General features: G+C 34.5%; 10 protein-coding genes. 9 read left to right on the top strand and 1 reads right to left on the bottom strand.

What is annotated here, in order from left to right:
• Positions 1–290 precede the first annotated feature (290 nt).
• Both ASC72_RS14485 and ASC72_RS14480 read left to right on the top strand, forming a co-directional pair.
• Positions 291–1,319 carry a rod shape-determining protein gene (locus ASC72_RS14485; protein WP_056191913.1) on the top strand — a complete coding sequence of 343 codons (1,029 nt, stop codon included), beginning with the start codon at positions 291–293 and terminating at the stop codon, positions 1,317–1,319.
• A gap of 188 nt (positions 1,320–1,507) precedes the next feature.
• Positions 1,508–1,885, top strand: a complete 378-nt coding sequence (locus tag ASC72_RS14480; protein WP_056191992.1) for a nuclear transport factor 2 family protein — start codon at positions 1,508–1,510, stop codon at positions 1,883–1,885.
• Positions 1,886–2,041: 156 nt separating this feature from the next.
• On the opposite strand, the gene ASC72_RS14475 is transcribed toward ASC72_RS14480, so the two are convergent.
• Positions 2,042–2,620 carry a putative glycolipid-binding domain-containing protein gene (locus ASC72_RS14475; RefSeq protein WP_056191911.1) on the bottom strand — a complete coding sequence of 193 codons (579 nt, stop codon included), beginning with the start codon at positions 2,618–2,620 and terminating at the stop codon, positions 2,042–2,044.
• Positions 2,621–3,260: 640 nt separating this feature from the next.
• Here ASC72_RS14475 and ASC72_RS14470 point away from each other — a divergent pair.
• From ASC72_RS14470 to ASC72_RS14440, 7 genes are all read left to right on the top strand, one after another.
• On the top strand, positions 3,261–5,435 hold the full coding sequence (locus ASC72_RS14470) for an alpha-N-acetylglucosaminidase (protein ID WP_056191909.1): 2,175 nt from the start codon (positions 3,261–3,263) through the stop codon (positions 5,433–5,435).
• 258 nt (positions 5,436–5,693) lie between these two features.
• Entirely contained in the window at positions 5,694–8,702 is a 3,009-nt protein-coding gene (locus tag ASC72_RS14465; protein WP_056191908.1) for a TonB-dependent receptor, read from the top strand.
• Between the two features lie 18 nt (positions 8,703–8,720).
• Entirely contained in the window at positions 8,721–10,334 is a 1,614-nt protein-coding gene (locus tag ASC72_RS14460) for a RagB/SusD family nutrient uptake outer membrane protein (protein WP_056191905.1), read from the top strand.
• Between the two features lie 328 nt (positions 10,335–10,662).
• Positions 10,663–12,975 carry a GH92 family glycosyl hydrolase gene (locus tag ASC72_RS14455; RefSeq protein ID WP_056191903.1) on the top strand — a complete coding sequence of 771 codons (2,313 nt, stop codon included), beginning with the start codon at positions 10,663–10,665 and terminating at the stop codon, positions 12,973–12,975.
• A gap of 202 nt (positions 12,976–13,177) precedes the next feature.
• The gene (locus ASC72_RS14450) at positions 13,178–15,445 is read left to right on the top strand and encodes a GH92 family glycosyl hydrolase (RefSeq protein ID WP_056191901.1); all 2,268 of its coding nucleotides are present in this window, start codon (positions 13,178–13,180) and stop codon (positions 15,443–15,445) included.
• 11 nt (positions 15,446–15,456) lie between these two features.
• Complete coding sequence (locus tag ASC72_RS14445) at positions 15,457–16,029, top strand: hypothetical protein (protein ID WP_056191899.1); 573 nt, start codon at positions 15,457–15,459, stop codon at positions 16,027–16,029.
• A 121-nt stretch (positions 16,030–16,150) separates the two neighbouring features.
• Entirely contained in the window at positions 16,151–17,941 is a 1,791-nt protein-coding gene (locus ASC72_RS14440; RefSeq protein WP_056191896.1) for a hypothetical protein, read from the top strand.
• The last annotated feature ends 72 nt before the right edge of the window (positions 17,942–18,013 follow it).

Genomic DNA, 18,013 nt, shown 5'->3' with positions numbered 1-18,013 from the left:
ACCTCATTTACACAATGAAGTTTAAATTCAATACTGTATTTTACTTTTCTTTCCATAAAAATGCCCCCAAATTGTGTCTAACATTTTGGGGGCAGTTCAAAATTGTGAAGGCTTTTTGATTTTGTTTACTATTAAAAATAATAAGAATTTATTTTTAATCAGAAATTTATTTTAACTATTGAAATTTATCTAAAATCCAAGTTAAATATTCATAAGTTCTAATGGAAAATCATCCTTACAGAGAATAAAACAGTAACAAAAGCGTTTTTTATAAAAAACAAAACTATATTATGGGGTTATTTGATTTTATGACAGTGGAAATAGCTATGGATTTAGGAACAGCTAATACTTTAATAATCTACGACGGAAAAATTGTTGTGGACAGTCCATCTATTGTGGCAAGGGATATTAGAAATGGGAAAATTATTGCCGTAGGTAAAGAAGCTAGTTTAATGCAAGGGAAGACACACGAGAATATTAAAACTATCCGCCCTTTGAAAGACGGGGTAATTGCAGATTTCGATGCATCAGAAAAAATGATTAGCTGGTTTATAAAAAACATACCAGAATTAAAGAAAAACTTTTTTACGCCCGCACTCCGTATGGTAGTATGTATTCCGAGTGGGATTACCGAGGTAGAGATGAGAGCGGTAAAAGAATCCTGTGAAAGAGTAAATGGAAAAGAAGTATTTTTAGTTCACGAACCTATGGCTGCTGCAATTGGAATTGGTTTAGATGTAATGCAGCCACAAGGACATATCATTGTTGATATTGGAGGTGGAACCACAGAAATTGCGGTTATTGCTCTGGGAGGAATAATTTGCGACAAATCCATAAAAATTGCCGGGGATGTTTTTACCAATGACATCTTGTATTTTATGAGAACGCATCATAATTTGTATATTGGTGAGGCTACGGCTGAGCAGATAAAAATAGATGTAGGTGCTGCAATTGAAGAACTGGAGTTTCCGCCCAATGATTTATTGGTACGTGGAAGGGATTTGCTTACCGGAAAACCTAAAGAGGTCCGAATTACCTCCAGAGAGATTGCAAAGGCTTTAGATAAGTCAATATTAAGAATTGAAGACGCAATCATGGTAACGCTTTCCTTAACACCACCTGAATTAGCTGCAGATATTTACAATACAGGTTTGTATCTCGCCGGTGGAGGAGCAATGCTGCGTGGTCTTGATAAAAGAATTTCAACAAAAACAGATCTGCCGGTTTATATTGCAGAAGATCCGCTACGGGCTGTGGTAAGAGGGACTGGTATTGTTTTAAAAAATATTGCTAAATATAGAACAGTATTGATAACATAGTTTCCTTTTGTTTTCCTTCGTTTTTTCTCAAAATATTTTGGAAAACCAATACTATTGAAACAAGTCTTAAAAAACCGCTAGGAAGAAATAAGCTTAGTTTTATTTATCAATTAAATGTATGTTAAAAGTGTTCCTGCCTTTTAATATTAATTTGAACTTTGTATAACTGTTTAATTAAAAAGATGATTATGGAAACGCAAATTATTGAACTGGAAAAAAAATATTGGCAGGGAATGGAAAATCACGACTATGAAACAGTAAAAAAACTTACTCGTTTTCCTTGCTTAATTGCTGGCAAAAATGGAGTACATAGTGTAGATGAGGCCAATTTTAAAAAGATGTTTGATTCAGGAGATGGCGATAAAATAAAAGTATTGAATTTTTCTGATGTCAAAACACAATTAGTTGCTGAAAATACCGCGGTAATAGCATATTTGATAGAATTGGGAATAATGGACGATGAACAAAAGACTCCTGTAAAATGTGCCTGCACTTCTACCTGGATAAAAGAAAATAACAATTGGACTTGTCTATTGCATACCGAAGCTGAATTGTCTCAGCAGTAGATTGCAGCAACGCAATTTTAAATTAGTACTACATCAAACTAGTGGCGGTGAGTTATAAAGGTTATCTACGGTAAATAGTACTTTTCAAACTGTTACTAAATTTAAAAAATAATGAGACCGACAACATCGGTCTCATTATTTTTTAATTTAGTGAAATTAGAGGTATTTAAAGGGATAGTTACTTTCTGCCTTCCATGTTTGTGTAAATAATTGTGGATAATCAATTACGAAACCTGTTTTGTCAACTTTTATTTCAGCTTCAAAATCATTTGGAATATTTTCATATTTGTATAGTTCAGATGAAAACCGTTGATATTTTTGTTTAACGTGTCTTATATTGTCTTCTAATAAATCAATATAAATAACATCAACTTCTTTTTCTTGTCCCTGATTGAGCTTAAGGCGATTAATAGGCAAAGAATTAGTGAATGGCGTCAAAGGAATATCCACATCAGTGCAACCATCAAAGCTATCGAAATATTCTCCATTTAATGACCATCTATTTTGATCTTTTGCAAATTCAAAACTTTTAATTTCGTTATCAAATTGAGACTTAACTGAACAATAATAGGTTTCCCATAATTCATTAAGCTTAATTATATACCCAACGCGATAAATTTTTTCATTGTAAAAACCAATAATTGTTGAATTTACAAGTACACCATTAGTTGAATCAATGATGCAATTCTCTAAAGAATAATATTCTATTCCGGACCAAAGAATGTTTGTTTGCATAATGGATTAATTTTATTACTGTAACTGTTTGTTATTTACGAATTTAAGAAATTTACCACTAATCTAAAACTGATATGGTAACGGTATTTGATAAACCCTATTTTGTAGAGATAACAAGTCGAAAGTGTTTGGACACGGATAAATACAAAGTTAGAAAACCCTGAAATTAGAAATTAATTTCAGGGTTTTCTATGTATAGGTTGGGATAAGCTAAGTATCCACGACTTCATGTATTAAAGAATACCAATGAAGAAATCCTCAAAATCTTCAACTATTACTTTGTGAAATACCCTAAAAAACATACAAAATCGTCCGCTGTGTGATATGTCTATATTTTTGACTGATTAGTCCATCTTCTGCATATCCATTGTTAATAATTTTATCCTTCAATTAATAAGTTAATTTATTTCATAGATGAAATCTTCATCATAAATAATTCTATAGAAATCTATCGAACGCCAACATTTTAGTGAATGATAATTTAAAAGGCTAAAGCTGTAGGAATGATAGATTAATTTTAGGTAATAAGAGAAATTTTGTTTGTTTGGTTTTTAAAGGGGAGATTTATTTCTAATAGTCTCCCTATTTTTTGTTTGTACAAACCGAACAGTAAAGTGTATAATTAATAAGTATAAAACATATGAAAAGAGAGAGTATGGGAAATAAAAGATCTAATTCCCTAAAAGCTAATATTATTTTTCTTGTACTGTTATTTTTTGTTGTGCCACATGGGTACAGTAAAAATGAAGAAAACACAAAAAGTTCCATGGCTGTATTGGAGAGGCTGATTGGAGATCGGGCAAAAGAGTTTGATTTACATATTATTGAAAACAAAGATCAAAAAAATCTGGATTCGTTTGAAATAGAAACAATCGGAAATAGAGTAAGAATTACCGCAACATCAAATACTTCGGTTTGTTATGCAGCTTATACTTTTCTTAGAGATATTGGAGCTGTTTCAGTTAGTTGGGAAGGAAACAGAATCGATTTGCCTGAAACATGGCCAAAATATTCAAAAAAACAGTCGACACCTTTTAAATACAGAAAATATCTAAATGCCTGTACGTTCGGGTATACAACCCCTTGGTGGGATTGGAAACGTTGGGAACAGGAAATAGACTGGATGGCGCTTCACGGTATAAATCTGCCTACAGCAATGGAAGGACAAGAAGCCGTTTGGCAGTTATTATGGAAAGAATACGGCTTAATTAACAGTGAGTTAGAAGCACATTTTGCAGGACCTGCTTTTTTGCCCTGGCAGAGAATGGGAAATATAAACAGTCTCGAAGGGCCACTGCCTCAGAACTGGATTAATAAAAAAGAAGCGGTTCAGAAAAATATCATACAAAGAATGAAAGCATTAAACATGCATCCGGTAGTGCCGGCTTTCAGTGGTTATGTACCAAAAGCATTTGCAGAGAAACATCCTGAATCTAAAATAAGTGAATTAAAATCCTGGTCCGGAGGCGGTTTTGAAAGCACGTATTTGTTAGACTCCAAAGATCCGTTGTTTAAAGAGATAGGAAAACGATTTATAGAAATCTATACTAAATTATATGGTAAGTCGGATTTTTATTTGGCCGATTCTTTTAATGAAATAACACCGCCCGTGTCTGAAGAACATAAATACGAAGAACTTTCAGATTATGGAAAAACAATATTCGAAACAATTAATGAAGCAGCGCCTGGAGCAACATGGGTGATGCAGGGCTGGCTTTTTGGAGACAATAAAGAGTTTTGGACCAAAGAAGCTACAAGTGCTTTTCTTAGTAAAGTGCCTAATGACAGAATGATCGTTCAGGATTATGCCAATGACCGTTATAAAGTTTGGGAAAATCAGGAAGCTTTTTACGGAAAACAATGGACTTATGGTTATGTACATAATTATGGAGGCTCTAATCCTGTTTATGGAGATTTGAATTTTTATAAAAATGAACTTACCAGTTTATTAAAGAACCCGAATAAAGGGAACCTTATAGGTTATGGTGTAATGCCGGAAGGCCTAAACAATAATTCGATCGTTTATGAATACCTTTATGACCTTCCGTGGACACAAGGAGAGGAATCTGTAAATGACTGGTTAAAAAAATATCTAAATGCCCGATACGGGGCAAATACTGCTGATTCTGTTTTTCATGCCTGGCAATTATTAATTAAGTCGGTTTACAGTACCAGATATTGGGAAACCCGCTGGTGGAATGACAAGGCCGGTGCGTATTTGTTTTTTAAAAGACCAACTTTAAAAATTACAGAATTTAAAGGAAATCCCGGAGATAAGGTTGTCTTAAAAGAAGCTTTGGATATTTTGAAAAAGGAAAGTAAAAATTTCGATAAAAAGAACCTTTATCATTATGATGTATTAGAGGCTTCGAGACATTATTATTCGCTTTGCATCGACGACCTATTAATTGAATGCGTGAAGGCATATGAAAGTAATGACATAAAAAAAGGCGATGCATTATTTAAAGAAATAGAAAAAACTGCTTTGAATATAGATAAAATGCTTTCAGGAGAACCTTTGAATGACCTGAATTACTGGATAAAATCTGCTTCAGATTATGGAAGTACTCCTAAAGAATCAAAATTATATGTAAAAAATGCAAAAACGCTAATCACGCTTTGGGGCGGAGAAGGCCATCTGAATGATTATGCTTCGAGAGCATGGCGAGGAATGTATAAAGGTTTTTACTGGCCCAGATGGAAAATGTTTCTTCAGGCATTAAAAACAGCGAAAGTAAATAAAACTCCATTCGAAGAATCAAATGAAAGTGAATTAATAAAACAATGGGAAATAAATTGGTGCGATGTTAACTAAATGGCTTACGGACATTAATATGTATCTCAATTGACAAAATAAAAGGAGGGTAAATTTATAGTTTGAATTTACCCTCCTTTTATTTTGTCAGGATATATTGATTTTTAATTCATAATTAAAATAAAATAAAATTCTGCAGGCCTTATTCTTACTGAGGTTAGTAAAAAAATCCATGTTTGTGAATAACCTGTCCATTTCTTAACAATTCATTAATACTATTTTCGCTAGACTATTTTAACCAATTTAACTAAAAACAATATGGAAAAACTTAAGCTTTTATTACTAGCCTTTTTTCTAGGTCTCTCAATTAATTCCTGGGCGCAAAAAACTGAAATTACAGGTATCATTGTAGATGATAAGGGTATGCCGTTACCTGCAGCCAATATAATGGAAAGTGGGACTTCGAATAATATCGTAACAGATTTTGATGGGAAATTCAAAATAAATGTTTCAAACAAAAGCGCTACTCTGATTATTTCTTTTATGGGATTTGATGACCAGCGTCTTAAACTGGATGGCGTTAAAACCAATTATACCATTAAACTAAATTCTAGTTCTACTAGTCTGGAGCAGGTTGTAGTAGTAGGTTACGGAAAGGGAACTCGTAAAAACCTAACCACTGCTGTTACTTCTGTAAAAGCAGAACAATTAAATAATGGAGTTATTGCTGATGTCGGACAGTTGCTGCAAGGTAAAGTTGCAGGTCTGAATGTTTCTACCAGTGGCGATCCTACTAAAGGTTCTTCGGTGGTTTTACGTGGGGCTTCTACATTAAATAGTTCTCAGGGACCGTTTTATGTTGTAGATGGTATTCCGGGTGTTGATATTTCTATTATTGCACCGGAGGATATTGTTGCTATTGATGTTTTGAAAGATGCGGCTGCAACAGCTATTTATGGTAACCGTGCTGCAAATGGAGTTATTATGGTAACTACAAAAAGAGGAAATAAAGACAAAACCCAGATTAGTTACAGTAATTATTTTGGATTTGAAAATGTTTCAAACCAACTTGATATGATGAATTCAAGCCAGCTGAGAGAATTTACAACCAAAAACAATTTAAGTTTTACTCCTGAAAATGATAAAGGAGCAGATACAGATTGGCAAAAAGAAATTCTTAGAGGCGGAGCAGCATCAAGCAGCCATAACCTTTCTATGAGTGGTGGTGGCGAACATGGTAATTATTTTGCAAGTTTATCTTCCTTAAACAAAGAAGGTGTTTTGATGGGCAGTGATTTTTCAAGAATAATTGCGCACTTAGCAGTTGAGCAGTTTGCCTTTGATGATAAATTGAAAATTGGGTTAAATGTAACCAATTCAAACAGTAAGTATGCGAATGTTCCACAACGTAATACTGTACTTTTGCAATCAGTGAGTCACCTTCCTGTTTCTCCGGTAAGAAATCCTGATGGATCTTTTTTCGAAAACTTCATTCAGACAAGTTACTTTAATCCTGTAGCTTTAATTGAGCACGGAGACGATGATACAAAAACAAATAATTTTGTTGGAAGTATTACAGCCGAATTAAAACTTCCTTATGGATTCTCTTATAACTTAAACGTAGCTTATCAGCAGTTAAATACATTGCATGGTGAGTTTTATGATAGTTACTATCAAAAATACAATAGTGCTACTTTCTACAACAACCCAGATCCACCTCAGACAAAAACATTAGTAAATTTTGGTGTAAACGGGTCAGCGTTAAGAAACTCTTATCAAAATACCAATACGATTGTAGAGAGCTTTTTAAACTGGGACAGAACTTTTGGTGATCATAAAATCAAAGCAGTTGTGGGTTATTCATGGCAGGAAGATGTTTTAGGAGACGGATTCCAGGCTACAGCAACAAATTTCCCTGTAGATAATGTGAGTTATAATAACCTTGCTTTGAGCAATTATACATCAGTGAATGGGTATGTTGTAAATTTTGGAGACAGCAAAGCTTATCAGAAAAAACGTTTAATCTCTGAATTTGCACGTTTAAACTACAATTACAGAGATAAATACCTTTTGCAGGGAACCATTAGAAGAGATGGAGGTTCTGTATTTGGAACAAACAATCAATGGGGTTATTTCCCTTCAGTAGGTGGAGCATGGAGAATTGACAAAGAAGGTTTCATGCAAGGCCAAAAGATTTTTGATGATTTGAAATTTCGTGCAAGTTACGGGCAAACCGGTAACTCTTCAGGATTTAATGCTTATACAGCTCAATTTATTTCAGGAAGTCTTGGTACATTCTATTATAACGGACAACAAATTGGGGCTTACGGACCAAATCAGGCCGCTAATCCTGATTTGAAATGGGAAAAAACTTCTACGGCAAATATTGGAATTGATTTTACAATATTAAAAGGAAAAGTATCTGCTTCTGTAGATGTGTATGACAAGAAAACAACCGATATGATTTTCAATTATGCTGTAAATCCGGTACTTGTACCAGTAGGAACAATAGTTGCAAATGGAGGAAATATGTCGAACAGAGGTATTGAAGCATCTTTGAACATCAATGCAATCAAAACGAAAAATTTCAGCTGGACAACCAATATAAATGGTTCGCACAATAAGAATGAAATCACCAAATTAAAAAATCCATTATTTATTGGTGGAGATTCAATTAGAAGAGTGCAGCCTGATGGTGGAGGACAAACAGGAAGTACGTTGCAAATTTTTAAAGAAGGAAAACCTCTTGGACAATTCTTTACACTTAAATATGCAGGAAAAAATGCAAGCGGTGTTTCTCAATATGTTGCAAAAGACGGAAGTTTAACCACTACGCCGGCAATTGGTACAGATTACCATTATGCAGGAAGTGCACAGCCTAAGTTTATGTTAGGATGGGATAATAATTTCACTTATAAGAAATTTGATTTAAATATCTTTTTCAGAGGTGTATTTGGAAATAAAATTTTCAACGCTACCCGTGCAGATTTGTTCAGGCCAGCTACGGCAATGACCTCTAATATTCTCGTAGATGCTGCAGATGAATCACCAAACGATTTGAATTCCTATAAGTACTCGACGCGTTTTATAGAAGATGGAAGTTACCTTCGATTAGACAATCTTACTTTAGGTTATGATTTTGGTAAAGTGGGCAGGTACATCAAAAAAGTACGTATTTATGAAACAATAAATAATCTGTTTGTAATTACTAATTATTCAGGAATTGATCCGGAAGTAGAGCAAGGCGGAACTGCACCTGGTGTAGACTCCAATAATTTCTATCCAAAAACCAGAACATTCTTGTTTGGTGTAAACGTGGTATTCTAAAATTAAATTCTAAAAATTATGAAAAATATATTAAACTATTTAGGACTTCCAATATTGATGGTTGGTTTATTATGGTCTTGTGAAGATCTTGATGTGCCTATTACAACGCAGCTTACACCAGAGGTATTCCCTCAGAATTCAACACAATATATACAAACAGCAGGTCCGGTATATGCCGCTTTTCGAGGTGAATTTTCATTTTCTTACTGGTTTACACAATCATTAAGTACAGATGAATCAATAATGCCGGCAAGAGGAGGTAACTGGTACGATAATCAAGGGTATAGAATGATGCATTACCATGACTGGACACCAGATAACGGGAATGTTTCAAGTCTTTGGGACTGGTCATCAAAAGTGATAGGAACCAGCAATCAGGCCATTTCTATTTTAGATAAAACAATGCCTGCTGGTGCTGATAAATCGACGATGATTGCAGAATTAAAAACCATGCGTGCCATCTCGTATTTTATTATGATGGACAACTACGGAAATGTGCCTTTGGATACCCTTTACGGAGATTTTTCTGCACATGCTAAATCGGACAGGAAAGACGTTTTTAATTTTATCGAAAAAGAATTGAAAAAAGCCCTGCCTAATCTAAATCCGGCAGCTGGAATTACAACTTATGGCAGGCCAAATAAACAAACTGCCAATGCGTTGCTTGCTAAATTGTATTTAAATGCAGAAATATATACAGGAACACCTCGTTACAATGATTGTATCGCAGCCTGTGATGGAGTTATTAGTTCAGGTTTATATGCTATTGAGCCAAGAACGACTTATCTTCAAATGTTTTATCCGAATAATGGACCGCAAATGAAAGAGTTTATTTTTGCAGTTCCTTACGATCCTACAGCAGCAACAGTGGGATTTAATGGTCAGATGTATCATTCACGTTATGATGTACCGCGTTCTGAAAGAGCTAAGTTTGGTCTTGCTTTTACTCCTAGTGCTCCAAGAAGTACCTTGCCGGAATTTTACGCTTATTTTGACGATCCAAACGATATTCGTAACAAACAATGGCTGACAGGTTTACAATTTATGAATGATGGTGTTACTCCGGTAAAAGTAAGTACAACCAAAAAAGGCTATGATCAGTTTTATACCGGAGCAGATGGTGCCGCTGCTTATACGTATCAGGTAAATCTAACACCGGATATTGTACTTCGTCAGAATGTTAATTTATTTGACTGTGGTAATGATGAAATTGCCTGGAACATGGGATACAGAAATATCAAATTTTATCCGGATGCTACTTCAACAAGCCGTAATCAAAATAATGACGTACCCTACTTACGTTATTCAGATGTTATCCTGATGAAAGCTGAAGCAATTCTTCGCGGAGGTACTCAAACTTTAGGACAATCTCCACTTGCATTAGTAAACATGATTCGTTCTAATCGTTCTACTTCTGCTGCCTGGAGCGGTGTAACCTTAGAAGAACTTTATAAAGAAAGATCTCGTGAATTTGTTCATGAAGCATGGCATAGAAACGATATGATTCGATTTGGTAAATTCGAAGGTAAATGGGGATTCAAAACAAATGCAGACACGTACCGTCGTACTTTCCCAATTCCAACCAATGCCTTAGTCTTAAATCCTGCCCTAACTCAAAATGACGGATACTAAATAAATCAAAGTATAAATTGTTCCACTTTAAAAAAGGGGAAGAAGATTAAATTCTTCTCCTTTTTTCTTAAAAGACAGCACTTCCAGTTCATTTTGGAAAGAAGTTTTAACCTACTTCATTTTTTGTTTTTTTGAATGCTTGACAAGGCTTAATTAAATGCAATTAAGAATGTCTTAGAAATTAGGCTTTGCAACATTCATTTTATGATTTTAGAATTTAAATATCAAGTAATTGTGAGTGTAAAATACACTGAAATTTATTAAATGGCCCGACCAAAAACGAATTGACCGTAAAGAAAATATACAGCCCTCAACTCAAATAGAATAAATGAAACTGGATAGAATTTATAAAATAAGCCGTATCGGAATAAGTTTTTTTCTAATTTTTTTAGTGTCCTGTAAAACCGAAAAAAATATTTCTGAAAAAAAGAAATCATTTGTAGATCTGGTTTATCCGCAACTTGATACTGAAAATTCACGATGGTTTTTCTTTTCATCGGCAAGCCGTCCGTTTGGCATGGTCAATTTAAGTCCTGATACAGAAATTAACGGTGACTGGGGAGGCGGATACAAGTATACAACAGATACAGTAAAGGGTTTTAGCCACATTCACGAATGGCAGTTGTCTGGCGTATCTCTCATGCCTGTAACCATTTCGCAGGAAAATAAAAAAGATATTTTTACCCATTTTTATTCTAAATTTAATCATCAAACTGAAATAATAACTCCGGGTTATCACTCCCTTGTATTAGAAAAATATCAAATTAAAACAGAATTAACTAGCACAAAAAGAGTAGGTTTTCATAGGTATACTTTTCCGGCTCATACTCAAAAAGCCATTCTTTTTAATTTAAATACAATCCTGGGGCCATGTGATAATACTAACGGAGTATTAGAAAAAAATAACGATCATGAACTTTCAGGATCATTAATATTAAGTACTAATTTTAGGCGTCCTAAACCTTTGACCGTATTTTTTAAAATTAAGCTTAATGCACCAATTGCTTCAATCGAGCACGATAATGCAACAAACAATTATCTGGTTAATTTAGGCCAATTTGATAAAAAGGTATTAATGAAGGTGGGTATTTCGTATACCTCTGTCGAAAATGCTACACTTAATATTCAGAAAGAATTACCAAATTGGGATTTTGATAAAATAATAACAGAATCAAAAAACGAGTGGAATAATCTGTTAGGAAGAATTGAAGTTGAAGGCGGAACAGAAACAGATCAAAGACGTTTTTACACCGATCTTTGGCATGCATTGCAGGGCAGAAAAATGATTAGTGATGCAAATGGCGCATATCCTGATAATACCAGAGAAAAATTTAGAATAGGTCAGCTGCCACTAAACGCAAACGGAAAGCCTAAATTTAATCAATACAATTCAGATTCATTTTGGGGTGCACAATGGACAATAAACACACTTTGGGGACTTGTTTATCCTGAAATTATGGGTGATTTTGTGCAGTCGTTAATGCAGTATTATAAAGATGGAGGAATGATTCCGCGTGGTCCTTCAGGAGGGAATGATACTTTTGTGATGACCGGAGCTTCGACCACACCTTTTATTGTAAGCGCTATTCAAAAAGGAATCATAACAGAAGATTTAGAAACTATTTACACAGCAGTCAAAAAGAACCATATGCTAAATGGTATTATGGGAAAGGCTGGATACGAACATAATTCAGACAGCGGAGGCGGATTAAAATATTATATAGATAATGGTTTTGTTCCTTATCCAATTCCTGAAGGTGAATTCGGAAGCCATCAGGACGGAGCCAGCCAAACCTTAGAGTATGCTTATCAGGATTGGACTTTGGCACAATTGGCTAAAAAATTAAATCATCAGGAAGATTATAATTATTTTATGGCCCGCTCTAAAAATTATCAAAATATTTTTGATAAAACACTAGGCTGGATGCGTCCTAAAAATGCTGGTGGAAAATGGCTTGAAGATTTTGATCCTTATAAATATGAAAATGGATTTATAGAATCGAATGGTGCACAATCGACATGGTTTGTGCCTCATGACATTGATGGATTAGTAGATTTGATGGGCGGAAAAGAAAAAGCCACCGCAAAATTAAATGCCCAATTTGAAACGGCACAAAAACTAAAATTTACTTCGGGTACATCGCATGATGCTGAACTGCATCCTGAATTCAGTCGTATTCCGATCAATTTTGGGAATCAGCCTTCGATACAAACTTCCTTTATTTTTAATTTCTTAGGAAGACCTGATTTAACGCAATACTGGACAAGAAATGTCGTAAAAGAAACTTTTAGCGGATTAGCGCCAAACACAGGTTACAATGGCGATGAAGACCAGGGATTAATGGGAAGCCTGAATGTCCTGCTTAAAATTGGTTTGTTTCAAATGAATGGTGGTACAGATCAAAATCCGCAATATCAAATAGGAAGTCCGTTGTTTAATAAAGTATCAATTCAATTAAATCCAGATTATTATAAAGGTCAAAAAATCATTATTAACACCAAAAATAATAGTGCTAATAATGTTTATATTAATGAATTAAAATTCAATAACAGACCTGTTCAGGATTTCAATATTTCTCATCAGGAGATTACAAATGGTGGGGAATTAACTTTAGAAATGTCAAATACACCAAAGCATTAATGTGGTAGAATTTAAAAATAGCATATAGTATTTGTGTAATTTTTAATACATAGAAATATAGCTATTAATTGTAAAAAGGCGTTTCACTCAAAATTGATTACTTAGGGATATGCAGAGAAATTTTGATTTACCAGAAACGCCTTAATTTTTTAATCTACGTTCTGCTACGATATAAAATACCTGCTAAATAATAAAATAAGAAATGAAAATAAATAGTAAGGCTCTCATTTTTTTAGGAATAGCATTATTTGCCATTAATGCTCAAAGTCAGCTTCATCAATATGTAGATCCCATGATAGGATCAGAAGGAGTTGGAAGGGTTTTCATTGGGCCTTCATGTCCATATGGAATGGTAAAACCAAGTCCGGATTGCACTGTGAGTCCAAATAGCGGCTGGCTGCCATTACCAAAAGAAGTTACAGGATTTAGTCAGGTTCATGTTAGTGGTACCGGCGGCGGTCCTAAATATGGAAACATTCAGATCATGCCTTTTTCAGGAACTTTAGATAAATTAGACCAAACTTCCTATAGGACAGAAGAAAATGTAAAGCTTGGATATTATGAAACTGTTTTCAAAGGAAATAATATCAAAACCGAAATAACAACTGCCGAAAAAGCTGCCTTTTACCGTATTACTTATCCCAAAAACACCTCTAAAGATTTAAAAATTGATCCCGGTTTTTTCCTAGGAGAAGGACCAAAACCAGATGGAAGAGAAGAACAGCAATTTGTAGGTTCTCAAATAGAAATTGTTTCAGATACTGAAGTTCGTGGGTATAGCAGAATTAGGGGAGGATGGAACAACGGACGTGCTTATACCGTTTATTTTTGGGCTGTTTTTGATCAGCCAATTGCAAAATATGTAACATGGAAAGATGGAAAGTTTTATAATAATCAAAAAGCTCAGTTTGATTCCGGAAAAAAAACGGCAGCATTGCTTTCATTTGGCAAAGAGGGAAAACAGGAAGTAAATATTAAAATTGGAATCTCTTTTTTAAGTGAATTAAAAGCAAAAAATAATATTGAAGTAGAAATTCCACATTGGAACTTTAATACTGTTTTAGTGGAATTAGAAACAAAATGGGAACAATTATTAAGTCGCATTAAACTTTCAGAGGATACTTCAGATTCCTATAAAAAAATGTTTTATACAGGTTTGTATCATACGATGATTATGCCTGTTGACAGAACAGGAGAAAATCCATTATGGACCAATGACGAACCCTATTATGATGATTTTTATTGTATTTGGGATACTTTCAGAAGTTCCACTCCATTAATTACCTTAATAGATTCTAAACGTCAGGTCGAAATTGTTAATGCCTTACTGAATATTTACAAACGCGAAGGTTATTTGCCGGAAGGCAGAAGCGGTAATGATAACGGACGCACACAGGGAGGATCCAACGCTTCAGTCGTGCTGGCTGATGCTTTTGTGAAAAATCTCAAAGGAATAGATTATGAACTGGCTTTGCAGGCCATGCTTAAGGATGCCACTGTACCACCTGGCGGAAACGAAGAAAAAGAGGGCAGAGGCGGATTAATGGACTATCTGCGATTAGGATATGTACCTTATGGTATTGATCGTGCCGGAAACAGAACCATTGATTATTCGTATAACGATTATAATATTGCAACTGTAGCCAAAGGTTTGAACCATCAGGATCTTTATAACCAATACATAAAACAAGCAGACAGTTGGCAAAATTTATGGCGTTCAGATTATCAAAATAATGGCGCAACCGGATTTATCATGCCAAAAGATGCTTCTGGGATATGGCTGGATGATGTAGTTTTTGGGGAATCAAAAATTCAGAAACCAACATTTAAATATACACCGGTTATTATTGAATCTCCATGGTATGTATGCCATTGGTGCGTGTTTTTTTACGAAGGTAATTCCTGGGAATATTCCTTAAGTATTCCGCATGATGTTCCGGAACTTATTCGTAAATCCGGAGGTGAAGCTGCTTTTAAAAACAGATTAGACACCTTTTTTGATACTAAGTTGTACAATGTAGCAAACGAACCGTCATTTTTAACACCTTGTCTCTATCACTGGATCGGGAAACCTTATTTGAGCAGCGATAGAATTCGAACCATTATAAAAGAGAATTTCAATACTTCACACGAAGGTCTTCCGGGTAATGATGATTCTGGCGCGATGTCTTCGTGGCTGGCGTTTCATATGATGGGATTGTATCCTAATGCCGGTCAGCCGTATTATTTATTGAATACACCGTTGATCACCGAAACGACGATACAATTAGAAAACGGAAACCATTTTAAGATCTCCGCAAAAAAAATGAGTGATAAAAATAAATATATCAAATCGGCTTTGTTAGATGGAAAACCGTATAACAAAGCCTGGATTTTACACGATGATATTGCTAAAGGTGCCGAACTGATTTTCGAAATGGATTCAAAACCTTCGGCTTGGGGCACAACTATTTTACCACCAACAAAATAAAAATCCAGCAGATGAAAAATACAATTTTAACTCTTATTTTGTGTGTAATGTATCAGGCAGGAATAGCACAAAACTATGTTCCATCCATTAATAATAATACCGTATTACATTATATATGTAAACTGCATGGTCAGACCAGAACTTTAACGCTGACTACAAAAACAGGGAAGGATAAACTTGTTTTGGATTTAGATACAAGAGGTGTAAAAAGCAGCATTGTAACCACAGCCGAAGGATTGAAAAACGGAAATGAATTAAGTTTTAATCAGGGAGAATATGCACCTGTTCTGAACCTGAAACCTTCAGAAACTTTTTTTATGATTTCTCAGTCGGCTTATCAGGATTTATTAAAAAACAAGCAGTTTATTTACAACAATACAACCTATGTGTTAGATGAAAATACCACTACAAATAATGTTGATCTGGAAGGAAAATTACTGGATACTTTACACGTAGTCGCCCAAATTGATGAAACAGAAATGTGGATCGTAAAAAATCCAACTTATCCTTTAATCTGTAAAATAACCAAAAATCCATTAGGAATAAATTTCACATTAGTAAAAATTGTGGAAGGAGAAAAATAAATATTTTGTTAGTTTTTCTGGTTGACCTGACAGATTTTTAAAATCTGTCAGGTTTTTGTTGAATCTGAAAAGTTTTGAATGTAGATCTATTAGTTGGGTTAGATGGAATAAAAGATACAATATGAAAAATCAAATCAGCCGTGGCGAATTCATCAGATTATCTGGACTGACATTAGCGGGAGCCTTAGTTAGTGATGCTATTTTTGCAAATGATCTGTTAGTAAACAATACTACTTCACAGGAAGATATTCAATTAATGAAAAAGCTTATTTTAAGTAATGATACTAAAGTTAAAACGTTATTGAATAATCCTTTAGATCCCAATACAAAACTCAGTAGTTTTCGGTTCATAGCAAATAATATTTTAGTTTTAACGGCTTCGCTATGTAATTCCGGATCAGAATATTATAAATCTAAAATTGTAACAGAAAGACTGCATCAATTCACAGATATTCTGCTTAAGGAACAATATGAGGACGGTACTTTAGATGCAGGCGGCAACAGACAATCACCTCCTGACACCGCTTTTATACTGGAATATATTTGCCCGGCAGCAGCAATTTTAAATGCAGACAAAAAAACAGATACAGCATTAAAAGACAAACTGAAAAAATTCATTTTAAATGCCGGCAAAGCCATGGTAACAGGAGGCGTACATACTCCAAATCACAGGTGGGTAGTTTGTGCTGCTTTGGCCAGTATAAACGATCTGTATCCTGATCCTGCTTACGTAAAAAGAATTGACGAATGGCTGGCAGAAGGTATTGATTGTAACGAAGACGGACATTATTCTGAAAGAAGCGGTATTTATTCTGCCGTAATTGATAAAGCTTTAATTACAGTTGGCCGACTATTAAACAGGCCAAAATTGCTTGAGATTGTCTCTAAAAACCTAACAACCTATTTTTATCACACAGAACCAAATGGTGATTTAATTACACTGGATTCCAGAAGACAGGATCAGTTCATGAATCTAAAAGTTACTAAGTTTTATCTTCAGTACAGGTTTATGGCGATTTATACCAATAATACCATGTTCGCCTATATGGTAAATACTATTGAAAATCTGCCGGAATTTAATACAGATATTTTATCAGATTCATTGGGTTTTTTTATGGAAAACAGTACGCTAAGAAAACCAATTCCTGTTGAAGGAAAAGGAATAAATGACTTCGAAAAGTTTTTTGCAGTTTCAAATCTGGCCAGAATCAAACGGGGCAAAACCACTGTAACTCTTTTTGGTGGTAATGACCAGCCAGTACAGATTGTTTCCGGAAGATCTTCAAATCCTAATTTTCTAACCTACAGAAAAGGAAATGCTATATTGAAATACATGCGGTTGTCGACTTCTTTTTTTAGAATGGGATATTTTAGCAGTGAAGGGATCGTTAAAGAAGGAAATAAATATATTTTGACAGAAACCAAAGAAGCAGATTATTACCAGCCTTTAGCAGAAAAATTTCGAAAAGCCGATGGAGATTATACATTATCTGAATCGCCGGATACAAGATTTTGGAACAAAATGGAATTTGGTTCAAGAACAAAGAGCAATGTTAAAAAGCAGAAAACAGTAATAGAAATCACCGAAGAAAATGGAGTATTAAGCTTTGATTTTAAAGTAGATGGCCCTCCTAATGTTGAGGTAACTATCGAAATGTGTTTCAATGAAGGAAGTACGATTACCGGAACAACGCAAGACGATAAAAAGAATTACTTCCTTAAATCCGGATTGGGAGAACTAGCTGCTACAGGCGATTCTATACAATTTGGCCCCGGAAAATGCGAACATTTTAATGTAGAAAATCTCGACAGTGAAGAGTATACTTATCATCAGGGAAGTCTGCGAACAAGCGGAGAACATGTTTATATAACAGGGTTTACACCATTTCATCACAAAATGACGATATCTTAATGATAAAATCTTTGTGTATTGTTAAAAGGTTAGTTTAAATTTACGGAAATTAAACTTAAACTATTAATACCT

Source organism: Flavobacterium sp. Root420, from assembly GCF_001427905.1.
Classification (GTDB): Bacteria; Bacteroidota; Bacteroidia; order Flavobacteriales; family Flavobacteriaceae; genus Flavobacterium.
This window is presented reverse-complemented; position numbering and strand designations above follow the sequence as displayed.